This window comes from Antribacter soli (genome assembly GCF_021568775.1).
Lineage (GTDB): Bacteria > Actinomycetota > Actinomycetes > Actinomycetales > Cellulomonadaceae > Antribacter > Antribacter soli.
In genome coordinates this window covers 1-16,394 of record NZ_JAKGSG010000014.1, presented here as the reverse complement: position 1 = coordinate 16,394, position 16,394 = coordinate 1, and the positions used below count along the sequence as shown (strand labels likewise).

The 16,394-nt window shown below is 75.7% G+C and carries 12 protein-coding genes; 2 read left to right on the top strand and 10 right to left on the bottom strand.

Going from position 1 to position 16,394, the window contains the following annotated elements:
* Nucleotides 1-5 precede the first annotated feature (5 nt).
* The 3 genes from L1785_RS03995 to L1785_RS03985 form a co-directional block, all read right to left on the bottom strand.
* A complete protein-coding gene (locus tag L1785_RS03995; protein ID WP_236087845.1) occupies nucleotides 6-1,586 on the bottom strand; it encodes a DUF5719 family protein in 1,581 nt (526 codons plus the stop codon).
* The gene (locus L1785_RS03990; RefSeq protein WP_236087844.1) at nucleotides 1,583-5,008 is read right to left on the bottom strand and encodes a glycosyltransferase; all 3,426 of its coding nucleotides are present in this window, start codon (nucleotides 5,006-5,008) and stop codon (nucleotides 1,583-1,585) included. Before L1785_RS03990 ends, L1785_RS03995 begins: the two co-directional genes overlap by 4 nt.
* A 296-nt stretch (nucleotides 5,009-5,304) precedes the next feature.
* The gene (locus L1785_RS03985; RefSeq protein WP_283250175.1) at nucleotides 5,305-5,631 is read right to left on the bottom strand and encodes a WhiB family transcriptional regulator; all 327 of its coding nucleotides are present in this window, start codon (nucleotides 5,629-5,631) and stop codon (nucleotides 5,305-5,307) included.
* Nucleotides 5,632-5,940: 309 nt separating this feature from the next.
* On the opposite strand from L1785_RS03985, the gene L1785_RS03980 reads away from it, so the two are divergent.
* Complete coding sequence (locus L1785_RS03980; RefSeq protein WP_236087843.1) at nucleotides 5,941-6,744, top strand: TIGR03089 family protein; 804 nt, start codon at nucleotides 5,941-5,943, stop codon at nucleotides 6,742-6,744.
* 104 nt (nucleotides 6,745-6,848) lie between these two features.
* Here the strand turns inward: L1785_RS03980 and L1785_RS03975 are convergent, their stop codons facing one another.
* The 7 genes from L1785_RS03975 to L1785_RS03945 all read right to left on the bottom strand — a co-directional run bounded on the left by L1785_RS03975 (nucleotide 6,849) and on the right by L1785_RS03945 (nucleotide 14,425).
* Nucleotides 6,849-7,589 carry a class I SAM-dependent methyltransferase gene (locus L1785_RS03975; protein WP_236087842.1) on the bottom strand — a complete coding sequence of 247 codons (741 nt, stop codon included), beginning with the start codon at nucleotides 7,587-7,589 and terminating at the stop codon, nucleotides 6,849-6,851.
* Between the two features lie 75 nt (nucleotides 7,590-7,664).
* The gene (rfbD, locus tag L1785_RS03970) at nucleotides 7,665-8,564 is read right to left on the bottom strand and encodes a dTDP-4-dehydrorhamnose reductase (RefSeq protein WP_372461777.1); all 900 of its coding nucleotides are present in this window, start codon (nucleotides 8,562-8,564) and stop codon (nucleotides 7,665-7,667) included.
* The gene (locus L1785_RS03965; RefSeq protein ID WP_236087841.1) at nucleotides 8,552-9,511 is read right to left on the bottom strand and encodes a lysylphosphatidylglycerol synthase domain-containing protein; all 960 of its coding nucleotides are present in this window, start codon (nucleotides 9,509-9,511) and stop codon (nucleotides 8,552-8,554) included. Before L1785_RS03965 ends, rfbD begins: the two co-directional genes overlap by 13 nt.
* Nucleotides 9,508-10,695 carry a glycosyltransferase gene (locus L1785_RS03960; protein ID WP_236087840.1) on the bottom strand — a complete coding sequence of 396 codons (1,188 nt, stop codon included), beginning with the start codon at nucleotides 10,693-10,695 and terminating at the stop codon, nucleotides 9,508-9,510. Before L1785_RS03960 ends, L1785_RS03965 begins: the two co-directional genes overlap by 4 nt.
* On the bottom strand, nucleotides 10,692-11,816 hold the full coding sequence (locus L1785_RS03955; protein WP_236087839.1) for a glycosyltransferase family 2 protein: 1,125 nt from the start codon (nucleotides 11,814-11,816) through the stop codon (nucleotides 10,692-10,694). The genes L1785_RS03960 and L1785_RS03955 overlap by 4 nt, the downstream gene beginning before the upstream one ends.
* A 424-nt stretch (nucleotides 11,817-12,240) precedes the next feature.
* Complete coding sequence (locus L1785_RS03950; RefSeq protein ID WP_236087838.1) at nucleotides 12,241-12,474, bottom strand: hypothetical protein; 234 nt, start codon at nucleotides 12,472-12,474, stop codon at nucleotides 12,241-12,243.
* Nucleotides 12,475-13,522: 1,048 nt separating this feature from the next.
* Nucleotides 13,523-14,425 carry a hypothetical protein gene (locus L1785_RS03945; RefSeq protein ID WP_236087837.1) on the bottom strand — a complete coding sequence of 301 codons (903 nt, stop codon included), beginning with the start codon at nucleotides 14,423-14,425 and terminating at the stop codon, nucleotides 13,523-13,525.
* Between the two features lie 203 nt (nucleotides 14,426-14,628).
* Here L1785_RS03945 and L1785_RS03940 point away from each other — a divergent pair, with 203 nt between their 5' ends.
* Nucleotides 14,629-16,299 carry a peptidoglycan recognition protein family protein gene (locus tag L1785_RS03940; RefSeq protein ID WP_236087836.1) on the top strand — a complete coding sequence of 557 codons (1,671 nt, stop codon included), beginning with the start codon at nucleotides 14,629-14,631 and terminating at the stop codon, nucleotides 16,297-16,299.
* Nucleotides 16,300-16,394 lie beyond the last annotated feature (95 nt).

Below are 16,394 nucleotides of genomic sequence, written 5' to 3'. Positions count from 1 at the left end.
CCGCCTCAGCCGACCGCGACGACGCGCCGCACGAGCACGTCGGCCACGGGCGCGCCGACGGCGGGCGGCACCAGGACCGAGACGAGGCTGCCGGGCTTGGACGTGCCGTCGTCGGCGGTCGCGAGGACCGACCAGGCCACGGCGGCGCCCTCCCCCGGCTCGACCTGGACGGCGACGACGTCCGCGCCCAGGTCCGCCGCAGGAACCGTGACGGTCGCGCCGGCCGGCACGTCGACAGTGACCTGTCCCGCCTCCGAGCCGTCCGCGGCCCGGCCGCCCAGGACCACCTGGGTCCGGCCCGCCGCACGGACGTCCGGACCCCGCTCGGCCGGCAGCGCGGCGAGCACGACGGCCGAGCTCGCGAGGGGCGGGAGGGCGACGGTGCCGCCGCCGGCGCCGTCCACCGCGCGCCCCGCGACCCACGCGCGGTCGTAGGGGTGCTCGTCGATCACCGCGTCCGGCAGCGTCTCGCCCTCGCCGGCGAACGTGCCCGAGGCGACGACCGGCACGGTCGCGTCCACGACGGCCGTGTAGGCGCCGGCCGGCAGCCCGCCGAGCGGCACCTCCGTCACCTGGCCCGCCTCGAGCACCAGGTCCTCGCCTCCGCGCACGCGCACCGGCCCGTCCGGGCCGTAGACGCTCACGTGAGCGGTGCCGGACGCGTCGGGGGCGAGCAGCCGCAGCCGGGGGGCGTGCGGGTCGTCGACGGGCTGGCCGGCGCTGACGAGGCCGGCCACCGACACGGCCGGGGACGGGGCCGCGCCGGGCACGACCAGGTCGACCCCCGCCGCGACGATGCCCTCGATCGAGTGATGCTGCACGTAGGCGGTGACCCGTCCGCCGTCGGCGGTGACGCGCAGCGCGAAGCGCCGCTGCTCCGGCGCCACCGCCTCGAGGAGGGTCTCGGCCTGCTGACCGGGCGGCACCACGAACGACGCCTGACTCCCGAGCGCCACGGGGCCTGACGGCCCCCACGCCTCCAGGCGGACGGTCGCCGCCGTGCGACCCGGGTTCTGCACGACGAGGCGGGCGCTCGCGCCCACCTCGGTGCTGCCGCCCACCAGCCAGTGCTCGATCCCGGGCGCGGTGCACCCGCCGGTGACCAGGCCGCGCAGGTCGCCCGCCGTCGTCCTCGAGGCGGTCGTCCCGGTGAGGGCGTCCCCGCTGCCCGACGGCGTCCCGCGCACCACCCGAGACTCCTCCGGCAGGTCACCGCTCACCACGGCCGCCCCCGACCCCGCGACGAGGGGGCCCACGAGCGCGCCCGTGGCTCCTCCGGCGAGGTCGGTAACCGTCGCGCCGGAGGCGAGGCCGCCCGTCGCCACGGCCGTCAGGCGGCTCTCGGTCGGGACCGGGCTCGCACTGAACTGGTCGTCCCCCACGTCGGGCTGGACGAGGCTCGCCGGGACCGGGCAGACGAGGACCGACTCTGCGGGCGGCACCGCGACGAGGCGAGCCTCCGGCCCCGCGTCGGGAGCGCCCGCCCCGGCCGCCGGGAGGACCGCCAGCGCGGCGACCGCGGCGAGGCAGGCCAGGCCGCCGACGGTCGCTCCCGCCCGCCGCAGCGCGGCGGTCGCCCGGCTCATCGCACCCTCCGGCGTCCGACAGGCAGCGCGAGCAGCGCGAAGACGGCGAGCGTGAAACCGGCGAGCACCAGCCACGGCACGCGGTGCGGTGCCTGGTAGCCGACGACGAGTCGTCCGCCGTCCGGACCCAGTGCGAACGCCTGCAGGCCGTCCGCGGTCGCTGTCTCGAGCGCGCGACCGTCGAGGGTGGCGCGCCAGCCGCCGTCCGCAGACTCGGCGAGGACGAGCAACCGGCCGGCATCGCCGTCATCGACCTGCGTGTCGACCGCGGCGCCGCGCGCCGGGAGCACCGCCGTCGTCGTGCCCGCCGCGTCGCCGCCCGCATCAGCGGGCAGCTCCAGCCGGGCCCAGCCGGGAGCCGGTCCCGCGCCGGGGGCGACGCGCCACAGCGAGACCTCCTGGCCCTCGATCACGCGGGCCAGACCCGGGACCATGTCGAGCGTGGCGACCAGGTCCTCGGTCGCGGCGACCCCGTCGGACCGCACCTGGACGGCGCCGAAGCCCAGCGCGGCGAGCCGGTCGGCGAGGTCCGGGGCCGTGCCGGCCGTCAGTTCCGCCGCCAGCCCGTCGAGCCGCTCCCAGGCCGCGGCGCCGTCGGACAGGACGGCCGCCGCTGAGGCGTCCAGCAGAAGGCTGCCGTCGCCCCGCAGCGGGGTGTACTCCACCCCGCCGGCGGCGGCGACGTCGAGCTGGAGCACGCGTGCCTCGCGCGGCGGTGCCTGCATCTGCCGGCCGACCGCGGGGACGACCGGGTCGACCGCGGGGTGCAGCGCGTCCGCACGGCCCTCGGCCGCGATGCTGCCGCCCAGGTCGGCGACCCACGACGCGACGTCGGCGGCCGGTGCGAGCACCGCGACCGCGCCCAGCATTGTCACGCCGGCGAGCCGGGCGGCGCGCCCTCCGCGCCGCACCGGCGCGCCGCGGAGGGCGGCGGTAGCGAGACCGAGCAGGACCAGGGACAGACCAGGCCCCGCCCACCCGGCCCCGCCGCCGAACGCGCCCTGCGCGAGCAAGGCCGTGACCAGCCCGGCCGCGGCGACGAACCAGCCCAGCCGGGCGGCCGCGCCGCGCCGGCGGAACAGGGCCACCACGGCGATCACGACGACCACCGCCCCCGTGACGAACGGCCCGGCGACCGCGAGGCCGCGCAGCGCCACACCGACGACGCCGGAGAGTCCGTCGGACCCCAGCTCGGGGGCGGCGAACCAGGTGCCCGGCTCGCTCGGCCGGCCGAGCAGGAGCCCGAGGCCAGGCAGGCCCAGGGGCTGCCCGGGTACGGCCGCGACGCCGGGCGCACCGGCCGGCTCCGCGAGCAGGAGCCGCAGCCCGTCGGCGGAACGCGCCGCGGCCCACCAGAACGGGGCACCGACCATCAGCGACGGCACGAGCGCGAGCACCAGGTAGCGGCCGCGGCGCCGGGCACCCAGCGCGGCGACGGCGAGGACCACGACGGCGACGGGCAACAGGATCGGCGCCCCGCACACCGCGACCGCCAGGAGCAGGCCGGCCGCACCGGCCGCACCGAGGGACGGCCCCGGGCGGGGAACGTCGTCGGCCGCCGACGCGGCTGCCGACCCGGTGGGCGACCTGGTCGATGACCCGGGAGCCGCCGCGCCGGCGTCGGCCGCACCTGGGTCCGCTCCGCCGTCGGGCAGCCTGTCGAGCGCCTGGACGCCGGCGGCTCTTGCGAGGGCGAGCGCCGCCCACGGGAGCGCGAGGTGCGCCACGACCGACCCCACCCGGCCTGCGTCGACGGCGCCGAGCAGCGCGGGGGCCGCGACCCAGAGCAGCGCGGCCCACGCGCGCAGGCCGGGCGACCGCGTGACCGCGCCCGACGCGGCCCACGCACCGAGGGCCGCCAGCGGGAGCGCGGCGACGAACAGGAGGTCGACCGCTGTCGTGAGCGAGCCTCCGGCGAGCGCGGTGAGCCCGGCCAGCGGGAGCAGCAGGGGGTCGGGCGGCGCGGCGACGCCGAGCCCGTCGCGGACCCAGCCGGACGTGGCGGCCGTCCAGACGTCGCCGACCGTGCCGCCCGTCGCCAGGAGGCTGCCGCCGGTGAGGCGTCCGCCGCTCGCCAGGACGCCGAGCGCGGGACCGAAGACCCAGGCCGCCAGGGTCGTCGCGGCGACGAAGACCAGTGCGAGGACGCCCCGACGCCGGGTCGCGACGCGCCGCTGCTCGGCCTGCTCGAGCTCCGAGGGGACGGTGTGCGTGCGCAGCCGCTCGGCGCGCGAGAGGCGGCCCTCGCGGTACTCCGACCAGACCTCGCGCCAGGTGCCGGTGAGCGGTCGCAGCACGCCGCGCGGCACGGTCGACGTGCGGGCGGCGGCGCGGCGGGCGCGCACGACCGGAGCCAGCCGGGACACGGCCCACACCGGCGCCAGGAGCTCGTCGCGCGCCTCGGCGGGGTGCTTGAGGGCGAGCCGGTAGGCGGCCTGGAACGGTGCCCACACGAGCATCGCGAGCGCCACCACCGGCAGGACGACTGCCGGGGCCGAGACGAGCCGCAGGTGGAGCTGGCTGCGCCGGCGCGGGCCACGAGAGCGGTCGTCGGCGCCGGCGCCGGGCTCCCGCAGCCCGCGCAGCGAGGCCTGCGCGTGCCGCACCACGGCCTGCGGGACCACGACGACGCGGTGCCCCGCGAGGCGCACCCGGCGGCAGAAGTCGGTGGAGTCGCCGTACACGCCGTACGCGGGGTCGGTGCCGCCGAGGTGGCGCCAGACGACGCCGCGGACGAGCGCGCCGGCGAGGCCGACCGCGAGGACGTCCTCACGCGCGTCGTGCTGCCCCTGGTCGATCTCGCTCTCGTCGACGCCCGTCATGCGCCGGCCAAGCGGCGAGACGGTGTGCCCCACCTCGACAAGGACACCGCGGTCGGCTGCGGCCGGGTCGAGGGGCTCCCCGGTGCCGGACACCTCCCAGCGCCGCTGCTTGCTGCCCGCGACCGCCACCGACGAGGCGTGCTCGACGGCGCGCATGAGGGCGGCGAGCGCTCCGGGGGCGGGCGCCGAGTCGTCGTGCAGGAGCCAGAGCCAGCTGCGCTCGGAGATCCCGACCGCCCGGAGCGCCGCGTCGACGCCCTCGCCGAACGTGCGGGCCCCCGCCGCGGCCACATACCGCGCGCCGCCGAGCTGCTGAGCCGTCCTGGCTTCCGCCGACCGCGCTCCGCCTGGTTCCTCGCGGAAGGCCATCACCAGGTCGGGGTGAGCCGAGGTCGCCGGCGCGGTGTCGACGTCGACCACCACCACCTCGTCGGGCGCATGCACCTGCGCACGCACCGCGTCGAGGGTGGCCGGGAGGAACGGGCTGCGGCCGCGCGTCACGATCACCGCCGTCACCGTGACGGCCACCGGGAGGGAGCCGGTGACCACGGTGCCCAGCGGAGGTGCGGACGGCAGCGGGCCGGTGTGTGGAGCGGTCATCTCGCTCCACATCATGCGTGCCGGGAGCCGGGGAGCCCGGCATTGCGCGAGCGCTCGGCGCGTCGGGCACGGCGCGCCGAGCCCTGAGGGCCCCCACCCTCCGCTGCGCTCCGGTCTCAGACCGGCTGCCCTACCGCCCGAGACCTGCGCTTCGCTGCGGGCGAGTGCCTCGTACCTCGGCCCTCACCCTCCGCTGCGCTCCGGACTCAGACCGGCTGCCCTACCGCCCGAGACCTGCGCTTCGCTGCGGGCGAGTGCCTCGTACCTCGGCCCTCACCCTCCGCTGCGCTCCGGACTCAGACGGCGCGGCGCTTGAGCTTGCGGCGCTCGCGCTCCGACAGGCCGCCCCAGATGCCGAAGCGCTCGTCGTTGGCCAACGCGTAGTCGAGGCACTCGGCGCGGACCTCGCAGCCCGAGCAGACCTTCTTGGCCTCGCGTGTGGACCCGCCCTTCTCCGGGAAGAAGGCCTCCGGGTCGGTCTGGGCGCACAGCGCCCGCTCCTGCCAGCTCATCAGCGAGTCGTCAGCCTCCCCGCCGAACAGCGGCAGCACCGGCGCCACGCGCTCCGTCCGACGCCCTGCGTCGGACGGGAACTCTACGTCTCCATCCAGCATGTTCCACATGACGTGCCCCTCCATGCCGTCCTACGAGATGCCGTTCCTAAGGAAACTGCATACATGGAATTACACGCGTGTCGTCTGGAGGCGTCAAGCGGAAGTGTGCTATCGCGCCCGATCTCCACGGCCCGTTCACGCGCCTTGACCTGCAACGGTGCAGACTTGCAACTGGTTCCGGGCCCTAGGGAGAGAGACCGGGCGAATTTCGTACATAGGCGGCGGATGAAATCGCTCCGGCCAAGCCCGCGGAACTCTGCCGAGACGCCGCCGATTGCCACGGGCAAGCCCGGCGCCGGCGCCGCCTAGGCTGAGCCCATGCATGTCGCCCAGCTCCTCGACCTCCTCCAGCGCGACCCCGGCCGCCCCCGCCTCACGTGGTACGGCGACGACTCGGAGCGCGTCGAGCTCTCCGGCGCCGTGCTCGCGAACTGGGTCAGCAAGACGACGAACCTCCTCGTCGAGGAGTTCGACGCCGCACCCGGCACGCAGGTCACCCTTGACCTGCCGGTGCACTGGCGCACCATGGTCTGGGCCCTGGCCACGTGGCGCACGGGCGCGACGGTCGTGCTGCCCGGCAGCTCGCCCGGCACGTCGCGCAACCCGGCCCGCTCGCCGTCTGGCCCGGTCGTCACCGACGCGCCCGACCGGTGGGCCGGGACGGACGAGCTCGTCGTCGTCTCGCTGCCGGCGCTCGCCCGCCGGTACGACGGCGACCTGCCGCGCGGCGCGATGGACGCCGCCGCGGCCGTCATGACCTACGGCGACGTGATCGGCTGGGCACCTGCGGTCGACCCCGACGAGGCGGCCCTCGTCCTCGCGGGCTCCGTCCCGGGCGACCCGGCGACGGCTGCCACAGGCGTACGGGAGGCCGCGACCGGCGTCGGGCAACCGGTGGCGCACCGCGACCTGGTGCCGCCTGCCGTGGCCGCCGGTCCCCGCGTCCTCGCGGACGGGCGCGATGCCGTGGGCGCCGTCCTGCGCGAGGTGCTCGCCGCATGGGCCGGCGACGGCTCGGTGGTGCTCACGTCCGCGGCGGTCGCCGCCGCCCTCGAGGCCGACGCGCCCCGCCGGGAGCGCATCGTCGCGACGGAACGAGTGACGTCCGCCTTCACCGACTGAGCCGGAGCGGCGGCCTCAGGCGACGGTGTTGATCGCCTGAGCCTGCGGTTCCGCTTCGGGCGTGTGCCTCGTTCCTCGGCCCCACCCTGCGCTGCACCTCCGGCTCAGGCGAGCGGCGCGCGGCCCCAGGCGACCAGGCCGGTGCCCGCCGCCGGGAACGCCCGCTGGACGAGCCGGAACGGCAGCGTGCCGAGCCCGATCATCGCGCCCTGGACCGCCGTCGACGGCTGGAACAGCCGCCCGGACCGGGCGGTGCGGTCGGCGACCGACCCGTCCTCCCGCATCGCGGGACGCCCGGACGCGATCCGGTTCCGCACGGCCTCCAGGGCGTAGCCGAGCGGCATCCCGTAGAGGCGCAGGCCGACGTCGGTCAGCCCCGCATCGGTGAGCCTGGCGCGCATGACGTCCGGGTCGTACCGCCGGTAGTGACCCACCGCCTCGTCCATCGGGCCGAAGCGGGACTGCCAGGCCGGCGTCGACAGCAGGAGCACCCCGCCCGGCCGGAGGCGGGCGGCCCACTCTGCGAGCGCCTTCTCGTCCTCGTCGATGTGCTCGAGCACCTCGAACGCGCAGACCAGGTCGAACGGCTCGCCGTCCAGGAGGGACTCGAGCGGGCCATGGACGAGGTTCGCCTCGTGCCCCGCCTCGGCGAGCCGCCGGCGAGCCACGTCCAGGCTCGCGCCGTCGAGCTCGACGCCCGTGTAGTCGTGGTCGCCGGCGAGCCGCACGGCGACCGCGCCCTGGCCGCAGCCGACCTCGAGCACGCGGGAGCGGGCGGGGGGAAGCAGTCGGCGCACGACGTCCCAGCGCAGGTGTGCGTACGGGGTCAGCGGCGGGAGCGGCACGGTGGATCCTCCTGGCGGTGGACGTCGACGGCAGCCTATCGGCCGCGGCAGGGCACAGAGGGCCTGCCGTGCGGTTCAGGCCCGCAAGGCCCCGGCGCCGAGGACGGCACCAGAGGCAGCCGCCCACCGCTCGGCCCAGTCGCCGATCGGCTCGACGCCCGCCGCCCGCAGGGCCTCGTGACCCAGCACGGAGAACGCGGGCCGCGGGGCGGGACGGCCGAAGTTCGCGCTGGTCGTCGTCGCGACCCGCGTCGTCAGCCCGGCGGCCGCCACGACCCGCTCCGCGAAGCCGTGCCACGACGTCCGGCCGGACGACGTGCCGTGGTACGTGCCGGCGGGCGCCTGCGCGGCGACGAGACGCACGATCAGGTCGGCCAGGTCGGCGGTCCACGTCGGCTGGCCGACCTCGTCGACGACGACGGAGATCTCGTCCCTGTCGGCCGCGATCCGGGCGATCGTCCGCGGGAAGCACGACCCGTGCTCGCCGTACAGCCACGCGGTGCGCACGAGCAGGTGGTCGGGGGCCTCGGCCCGCACGGCCCACTCCCCCGCCGCCTTGGTCCGGCCGTAGGCCGAGCGGGGCGCGATGGGCGCGTCCTCCGCGTAGGGCTCGGTGCCGTCCCCGGCGAAGACGTAGTCGGTGGAGACATGCACGAGCCGCGCGCCCGCGGCGTGCGCGGCGCGCGCGACGTTCGCCGCGCCGGTCGCGTTGACGGCGAACGCGTCACCCTCCCGGGTCTCGGCGTCGTCGACGGCGGTCCAGGCGCTGCAGTTCACGACGACGTCGTGCCCGCGGGCGGCCTCGAGCGCGGCCGCCGCGTCGGTCACGTCCAGCTCCGCGCGGGCCAGTGCGGTGACCTCGGCGCCCGCGGCCCGGGCGGCAGAGACCATGTCGCGGCCGAGCATGCCCGCAGCCCCGAGGACGAGCCAGCGGGTGGACGAGTTCACGGGTGTGGTCGCAGTCACGGCACAGATCCTACGGCCCGCGCCGGCCGTGACCGGCGCGCCGCGAGGGCACCCGCCCCCGCGAAGGCCAGGTCGACGACGGTGAGCAGCACGCGGCTCACCAGCACCGTGAGAGCCGCCGCGTGGGCGGGAAGGGCCCCGGCCGCGCCGACGCCCAGCACTGCCGCCAGGACGACCTCGCGCACCCCGGCGCCCGCAGGGGCCAGCACCGCGAGGAATCCCGCGACCCAGGCTGCCGCGTACCCGCCGACGGCCAGCGCGACGGTGCGGGGCGTGGCCGGCACGCCCAGCGCGGTGACGAGCAGCCAGACCTGCAGCCCCGCGAGCAGCCAGCCCGCGACGGACCAGGCCGTCGCGACGCCCAGCCCGCGCCACGTGAGCGGATGCTCCAGCGGCGGCCGCCGGATGAGCCGGAACGCCACGTCGACGACCCGGTTGAGCACGGCGGGGACCAGCAGGACGAGCACGAGCGGGGCGGCCCAGAGGACGGCCCGCCAGGGTCCGAGGGACTCCGTCGCGAGGAACGGCAGGGACGTGGCGCCGACGGCGCACCCCGACACCACCCCGATGAGCACGCTCACCGCCATCGCCGCGAGCGAGCGCTGCCGCGGGACGTGGTGGGCGGCCCCGAGCTCGGCCGCCGCGACGACGTTCCAGACCCCGCCCGGCACGTACTTGCCGACCTGGCTCACGCCGAACACCCCCGCCGCCGCCCCGAGCGGCAGCGGCGACCCCAGGTCGGCCAGGACGCGCCGCCAGGCGACGAACGTGCACGCGATGTACGCCACCGAGACGACGAGCGCCCCCAGCAGGCGCCCGGCGGAGAGCTGCCCCGCGGCGGCGGTGAGCTCTTGCCGGTACTCGACGACGGTCCACACGGCACCGCCCAGGGCCACGACGAGGAACCCCCAGCGCACGGCCGGGGAGCGCAGGAGGGCCAGGAGGCGCGCGGTCATGCGCCCACCCCGGCCGTCCCCGCACCTGCCGCGACGGGCCGTTCGAGCGCCGCCACGAGCGGCCCGACGACGGCGCGCGCGCGGGTCCGTTCCCGCCCCTCGGCGGCCCTCGCCCGGGCGGCGGCGAACCGCGCGGGATCCGCGAGGGCGGCGAGGCGGTCGGCGAGCGCCGCGGCGTCCGCGGGCGGAACGAGCTCGAGCACGTCGCCGAGGAGGCGCCGCTGCGGTGCTGTGTCGGAGGTGACCACGACGCATCCCGCGGCGAGGCCCTGGTAGACCTTGTTGGGGACCACCCGCAGCCCCTTCGGGGTGTCCGAGAAGATGCCCAGGCAGACGTCGTGCTCAGCGACCAGGCCGGGCAGCTCGGCAGGCTCCACCCAGCCCCGCCACGAGACGCCCGGCACGCCCGCGGCGAGCCGCCGGGTCGCCCCGAGGTCCTGCCCCTCCCCCACCATCGTCACCGCGAGGGGCGTGCCCGCGGCGGCGGCGAGGGCCAGCGCCTCGCCGATGACCGGCGCGCCCTGCAGCGGCGTGTACAGGCCGAAGAAGATCACGCGCAGCGGCCCTCGGGCCGCCTGGGCTCCGGTCTCGGGCGGCTTCGAGGCGCCGGCCTGGGCTGCAGGCCCACCCACGGGTCCGCAGGCCGGGCGGACGGCGTCGAACCACTCGTCCAGCGCACCGACCGGCACGACGACACCCCGGGTGGGGTCGCGCAGCATGAGCCGGTGCTCCTCGGTGTCGGTGACGACGACGTCGGCGCACGCGGTCGCGACCCGGTCGAGGAGGCGCAGCAGCCGGACGCGCAGCCCCTGCGCGCCGCGGTCGGTCGCGGTGTCGCCCGCGAAGACGAGGTGGTCGAGCACCACCCTGGTGCGGGGGTACAGGACGCGGGCGAGGACGACGTCGAAGTGGCCGAGGTAGCCGACGAGCACCGCGGCCGGTGCGCCCCGACGCCGGCGCAGCGCGAGCGCGTCGCCCGCCAGGCCGGCCCAGCAGGCCGCGAGGCGCAGCACGAGGAGCGGCAGCCGCCAGGGCTGCTGCAGCATCCGGACCCGCTCCGCCGTGGAGAGACCGAGGGGGCGGTTGACCTCGACGACCTCGACGCCGTGGTCACGCAGGCCGCGGACCAGCACGGCGACGCGGGGATGGCGGGCGGCGTCGTAGGTCCCGAACGAGACGATCACGAGGCGATGCGCCCGTTCCCGCCGGCGTTGACGGACCGCTCTGGTGCGCCGTCGACGACGTCGGGCAGATCGTCGGGCAGATCGTCGGGCAGCTCGGCGGGCACAGCGGCGGCCGGCACCGTCACCCCGGGCACCGCGGCGGCCAGGACCGGGACCGTCGTCCCGGGCACCGCGTCGGGCGCCCGGCCGTACTGGAGCTCCTTGACGCGCTCGAGCATCTCCTCGGTGAGGGTGCGGTTGGTGCGCTGGAGGTCGGCGATCACGAGCAGCGCGAAACAGAGCAGCGACCCGACGAGCATCGACGAGCCGAGCACGAGCGACTGGATGTGCCCGCCGGCGTCGCCCATGATTGCGAAGATCGCGAACCGCACGAACGGCACGAGCGCGGCGACGAGGAAGAGCAGGCCGAGACTGACGAACACGACGTGCGGCTGGAACATGATGTAGCTGCGCAGGATCGCCTGCGCCGACTTGAGCATGTGCTGCCCGATGCTCGTGAAGAGCCGCGACTCCCGTGTCTTGGGGTTCGTGATGATGGGAAGGCTGACGATCTTCATCCGCTTGTTGCCCGCCTGGATGATCGTCTCCATGCAGTAGCTGAACTGCGTGACGACGTTCAGTCGCAGCAGGGCGCCGCGCGAATAGGCGCGGAACCCGCTCGCCGCATCAGGCAGGTCGGTCCCGGCGGCGAAGTTCACGACCTCGCTGCCGACCTTCTGCATGGCCTTCTTGAACGTCGAGAAGTGCTCGATCGTGGCGGTCTGCCGGTCGGCGATCACGATGTCCGCCTCGCCACGCACGACGGGTGCGACCAGGTCGCCGATCCGCTCCTGCGGGTACTGGTTGTCGCCGTCGGTGTTCACCACGATGTCGGCGCCGTGGCGCAGCGCGTAGTCGATGCCGTCACGGAAGGAACGGGCCAGGCCCATGGTGCGGGTGTGCCGCAGGATGTGCCGGACGCCGAGCCGGCGCGCGACCTCGGACGTGCCGTCCGTCGAGCCGTCGTCGACGACGAGGATCTCGACCTCGTCCACGCCCTCGATCTCCCGGGGGATGGTCGCCAGCACGAGCGGGAGGGTCTCCGCCTCGTTCAGGCAGGGGATCTGGACGAACAGTTTCATGAGCAGTCCGTTCGAAGGGGGTGGGAGGTAATGCGGACCCCTAGGCTGTGTCTGTGCTCCACACGATAGCCAGGATTCTCGGGGCTTCCGTCAGCCGAAGCTCGCCTGGACCTTCGCGGGAGGCACGCAGCAGCGAAGTCTTGGCTTCCGCCGACGTCGGTGCGCCCGGACCCTCGCGGGAGGCACGCGTCAGGAGGGTCGAGCGCCTGGCACTCGTGTGCTCGACGGCGGCGGCAGTTCTCCTGGCGCTGACGCAGGCGCTGGCCGTCGCGCCGTATGCGTCGGCCGACGAGGCGGCGCACATCGACTACGCGTACCAGGTGTGGCACGGCGAGCTGCCGGTGTTCGAGGAAGGGCTCGAGCTCCGGCCGCCCGGCGGCTTTGTGCCGCCCGTCCAGTGGGTCGCCCAGCATCCGCCCCTGTACTACCTGTTCCTCGCCCCGGTGGTAGGCCCGCTCGCCGACGCCGGCCTGCCGGTCGCCGCGTCGTACGCCGCGCGGGGGGTGAGCATCGTCCTGTTCGCCCTGCTCGTCATCGTCTCCTGGTGGTCCGTGCGGCAGGTCGTCCGGCCCGGGAGCACGCTGCCGGTGGTCACCGCCCTGCTCGTGGCCTGCACCGCGTGGGCCGCCCGGCTCGGCGGCTCGGCGTACAACGACATGCTGGCTGCTCTGCTGGTGACCGCCCTCCTCGGGCTGACGCTGCGCTCGCTGCGCCACGGCCTCGGCCCACGGCTCCTCGCCGGCCTGGTGCTGCTCGCGGCAGCGTGCGCGCTGACCCGGACCTCCGCCATGATCGTGGCCGTCGTGTGCCTCGCCGCGGCCCTCCTGGGCGCGGTGCTCCGCGCGCGCCTGCATCTGGAGCCGGCGCGCCGGGCGGTCGCCCTGGCCGTCGCCGCCCCCGCTGCGGTGGCCCTCGCGAGCGGCTGGTTCTACGTACGCAACTACCGGCTGACCGGGAGCATCACGGGCGGCCACCCGGACTGGTCCACGGAAAACCTCGGCCGGGAGACCCGGTCGCTCGGCGAGGCCGTGACCGACCTCGGCACCTGGGCCGAGCTCCTCGACCTGTTCCAGTGGCGGGACGTGCTGTCCGCGGGCGCGGCCGCCGTCGTCCTGCTGCTCGTCCCGACCGTCGCCGCGGCGGCAGGACTCCGGCCCCGCGCCAGGGCCACGACGCCGGCGCCGCCGCCCGACCAGGGCAGTCGCGCGCTCGCCGCCCTCCCGGTGGTTCTGCTCGCCGGCGCGACGGCCGCGGTCCTGGCGGTCCAGATCGCCTACACGGCGGCCAACGGCTCCGCCCACCCCCGGTACCTGCTGCCGGTCGTCCTGCCGCTGTGCCTCGCCGTGGGGGCGGGCCTCTCACGGTGGCCGCGCGCCGCGATCCCAGCGTGGGTCGCGGTGGTCCTGTGGGGCTTCGTCCGGTGGGTCGCGGGCGGTCCGGCCGCACCCGTCGTGGCGGGCGGCTACGTCGCGCAGCCCGGGGCGGCTGCGGTGACGTGCGCCGTGGCGGTTGCCGTGACCGCGGCTGCGGTGGTGCTGGTGGTGGTGACAGAGCGGCGGGGGGGGGGGGGGGGGGGGGGGGGGGGGGGGGCGGCGCGGGGGGGGCGGGGGGGGGGGGGGGGGGGGGGGCGCGGCGGGGGGGGGGGGGGGGGGCCGCCCCCCCCCCCCCCCCCCCCCCCCCCCGTCCTGGTCGCTGCCGTGTGGGTCCTAGCAGCTCACCTGGTTCTCGGGCAGCACGGGGGCGATGATGGCCGTCGGCGCGGGCGAGCCCGCAGCCGCCCACTGGGCAGCCGAGACGTGGAAGTAGCCCGCCGGGCCGTCGTAGAAGATCCAGTCGTCGGGGACCCAGCCGGGCTGCCCGTTGACGATGAACCGGTCGACCGTCGTCGAAGCCACGGTCTGCGGCGCAGGCGAACCGAAGTGCTGCCACTCGGAGTAGGAGAGCTGCGCCCCGCACCAGACGCCGAGCACGTTCGACGTCGACTGGCTCCTCGGCCCGATGTACGAGGGATCGAGCTGGAAGACGGCGTCTGTCCACGGCAGCTTGTAGACGCCCATCCTGTTGGTGGTGACCGCGGGGAAGCCGAGCGCCTCCCACTCGCCGTAGGTCAGGCGGTGCGCGCTGAGGCTCTGGTGCTGGTACTCGGTGAGATAGAGGTCGCCCGACGTCGCCCACCGGCTGATGTCGCAGCCGATCCCCAGCTTGCAGAGCCGCAGGTCGTCGACCGGTGTCGGCCGGCCGGCCACCACCCACTGCTCGTACGTCACGCCGCCGGCCCAGGTCTCGCCGTCGGGCCAGTTGATCTCCCAGTAGATCCCGTCGCTCCACGGGAGCGAGGCGTACCGGTCCACCGGCCAGACGACGGGCGATGGGCTCCCCAGGGCGCTCCATGCTTCGTAGGTCAGGTACTGCTTCGGCGCACCGGTGCTCGCCCAGTCCTCGGGCGTGCCCGCGACCAGGTAGAGCCGGTCTCCGCTGGCGACCGAGTTCGCGCCCTTCACCACGAAGTACTCCCCGTCCTGGGCGGCCGCGGGAGCGGCCGACAGCGCCGAGTACGCCGCCGTCAGAGCCAGTGCGGCCAGCGCCGCGACCAGCCTGTTCCTTCTCATCCAAACCTCCTTCTCTCCGCCTGGACGCGAGCCTAGGGCGACTTCCTCCGGCTCGGAGCACGCCGGGCCGTCCACTTTCAGGTCCTGTCGTATTTCACCCGATATACGAATATGCGGTGGGTTATCCTCGCCGGGCACGTCCGCGAGGTGACCTCCCGTGCACCTCGTGACGTGGTCCCAGCTCCCCAGAGGAAAGCAGGCACATGTCCACGGACATCCATCCGCCGGTCGCCGTCGCCGCCACACTGGCCCTCGTCGCCGCACTCGTCGCGCTGCCGGTCTCCGCCGTGCAGTCGTCGACGGCAGCGGCAGCGGCGCCGGCCGAGGCCTCGCAGCCGGCGGCCGAGGATCGGGAGGCCGGCGTCACGCACGTCGACCTCGCACCCGGCCAGGGGCTGGCAGCAGCCGCCGGCGGCACGTCCATCGCGTCGGCCGTGGTCACGGGCTTCGCCACGGTCGGCGTGACCTGGCACGGCCCGAGCGAGCCGAGCGGGCTCGCGATCGAGGTCCGGACCGCCGACGCCGACGGCTCGTGGAGCCCGTGGACGGCGCTCGAGGCCGAGGCCGGGATCGGGGGGAACGGCGGCACTGAGCCCCTGGTGGTGGGTGACGTCGCGCGCGTCGAGGCCCGCGCCACCGGTGCGGGCGCCGCGGGGGTCTCCGACCTCACGCTCGCCGTCGTCGACCCGGGGTCGAAGCCCGCCGACGCCGAGGTGACGGCCCCGCCCGCCGCGAGCACGCCGCGCGGGAAGTCGGTCTCCACCGGGTGGCCCGGCACGACGGGCGCTCCCGCGATCCACAGCCGGGCCGAGTGGGGTGCGGACGAGTCGATCATGACGTGGCCGCCCGCACAGGGCGACATCAAGGCCGCCGTCATCCACCACACCGCCGGCACCAACGACTACACCCCCCAGGACGTGCCTGCGATCCTGCGCGGCATCTACACCTACCACTCGCAGAGCCTGAACTGGGGCGACATCGGCTACAACTTCCTCGTCGACAAGTACGGCAACGTCTGGGAAGGCCGAGCCGGCGGCATCGAGCTCGAGACCATCGGCGCCCACGTCTCCGGCTACAACACCAACACGGTCGGCGTCTCCGTCATGGGCAACACCAGCACCGCGACCGTCACCAACGAGGCCGTCAATGCCGTGGTCAACCTCCTGGCGTGGAAGCTCTCGCTCCACGGCGTCGACGCCGCAGCCACCACCACCCTCAACGGCAACACCCTGCCCACGATCTTCGGCCACCGGGACGTCGCCTCGACCGAGTGCCCGGGCAACACGCTCTGGAGCCGGCAAGGGGAGATCCGCAGCCGCGTCGACGCCGGGCAAGCGTCATACGGCTCGATCTGGGGGCAGGGAACCGGCGCGTTCGTCACGGGTCCGGGCGGTGGGGACATCTACCTCGTGAGCGGGACCACCAAGAACCGGGTCACCTCGATGGAGGTGCTCACGTCGCTCTCTTCCCGGCTCGGCCGCGTGTCGGACGCGTCCACGACCTACGTCAACTACCTGACGACCGGTGCGGAGCTCGGCTGGTTCGTGCGGGACCCCCGTGACGGAGCGATCTCCCTGGTCGACGCGGGCAACCGCTACCACGCCCCGTCCTGCGCCATGATCGCCGCCTTCGGCTCGGCCTGTGGGGGCGTCGACCTGACCGCAGGCCAGTGGCAGCTCCTCTCGGACGGCGGGGGCCTCAGCGACGCCGTCAAGTCGACCGACGCCTCCACCGTCTACGTCATGCGGGACGGCGTCCGGCGGCCGGTCACGTCCTGGGCGCGCCTCCTCGAGCTGTACGGCGGCACGGCTCCCAAGATCCTCCCGCTCAGCCCGTCGACGATCTCTGCGTTCCCTCTGGGCGCCGCGGCCTGACTGACGGCCGGGGGGGGGGGCCCCCCCCCGCGGGCCCCGCCCCCCGCCCCCCCGGGACACCCCCCGCCGCCGGTGTTAAGGGGGCTGACGCGGCA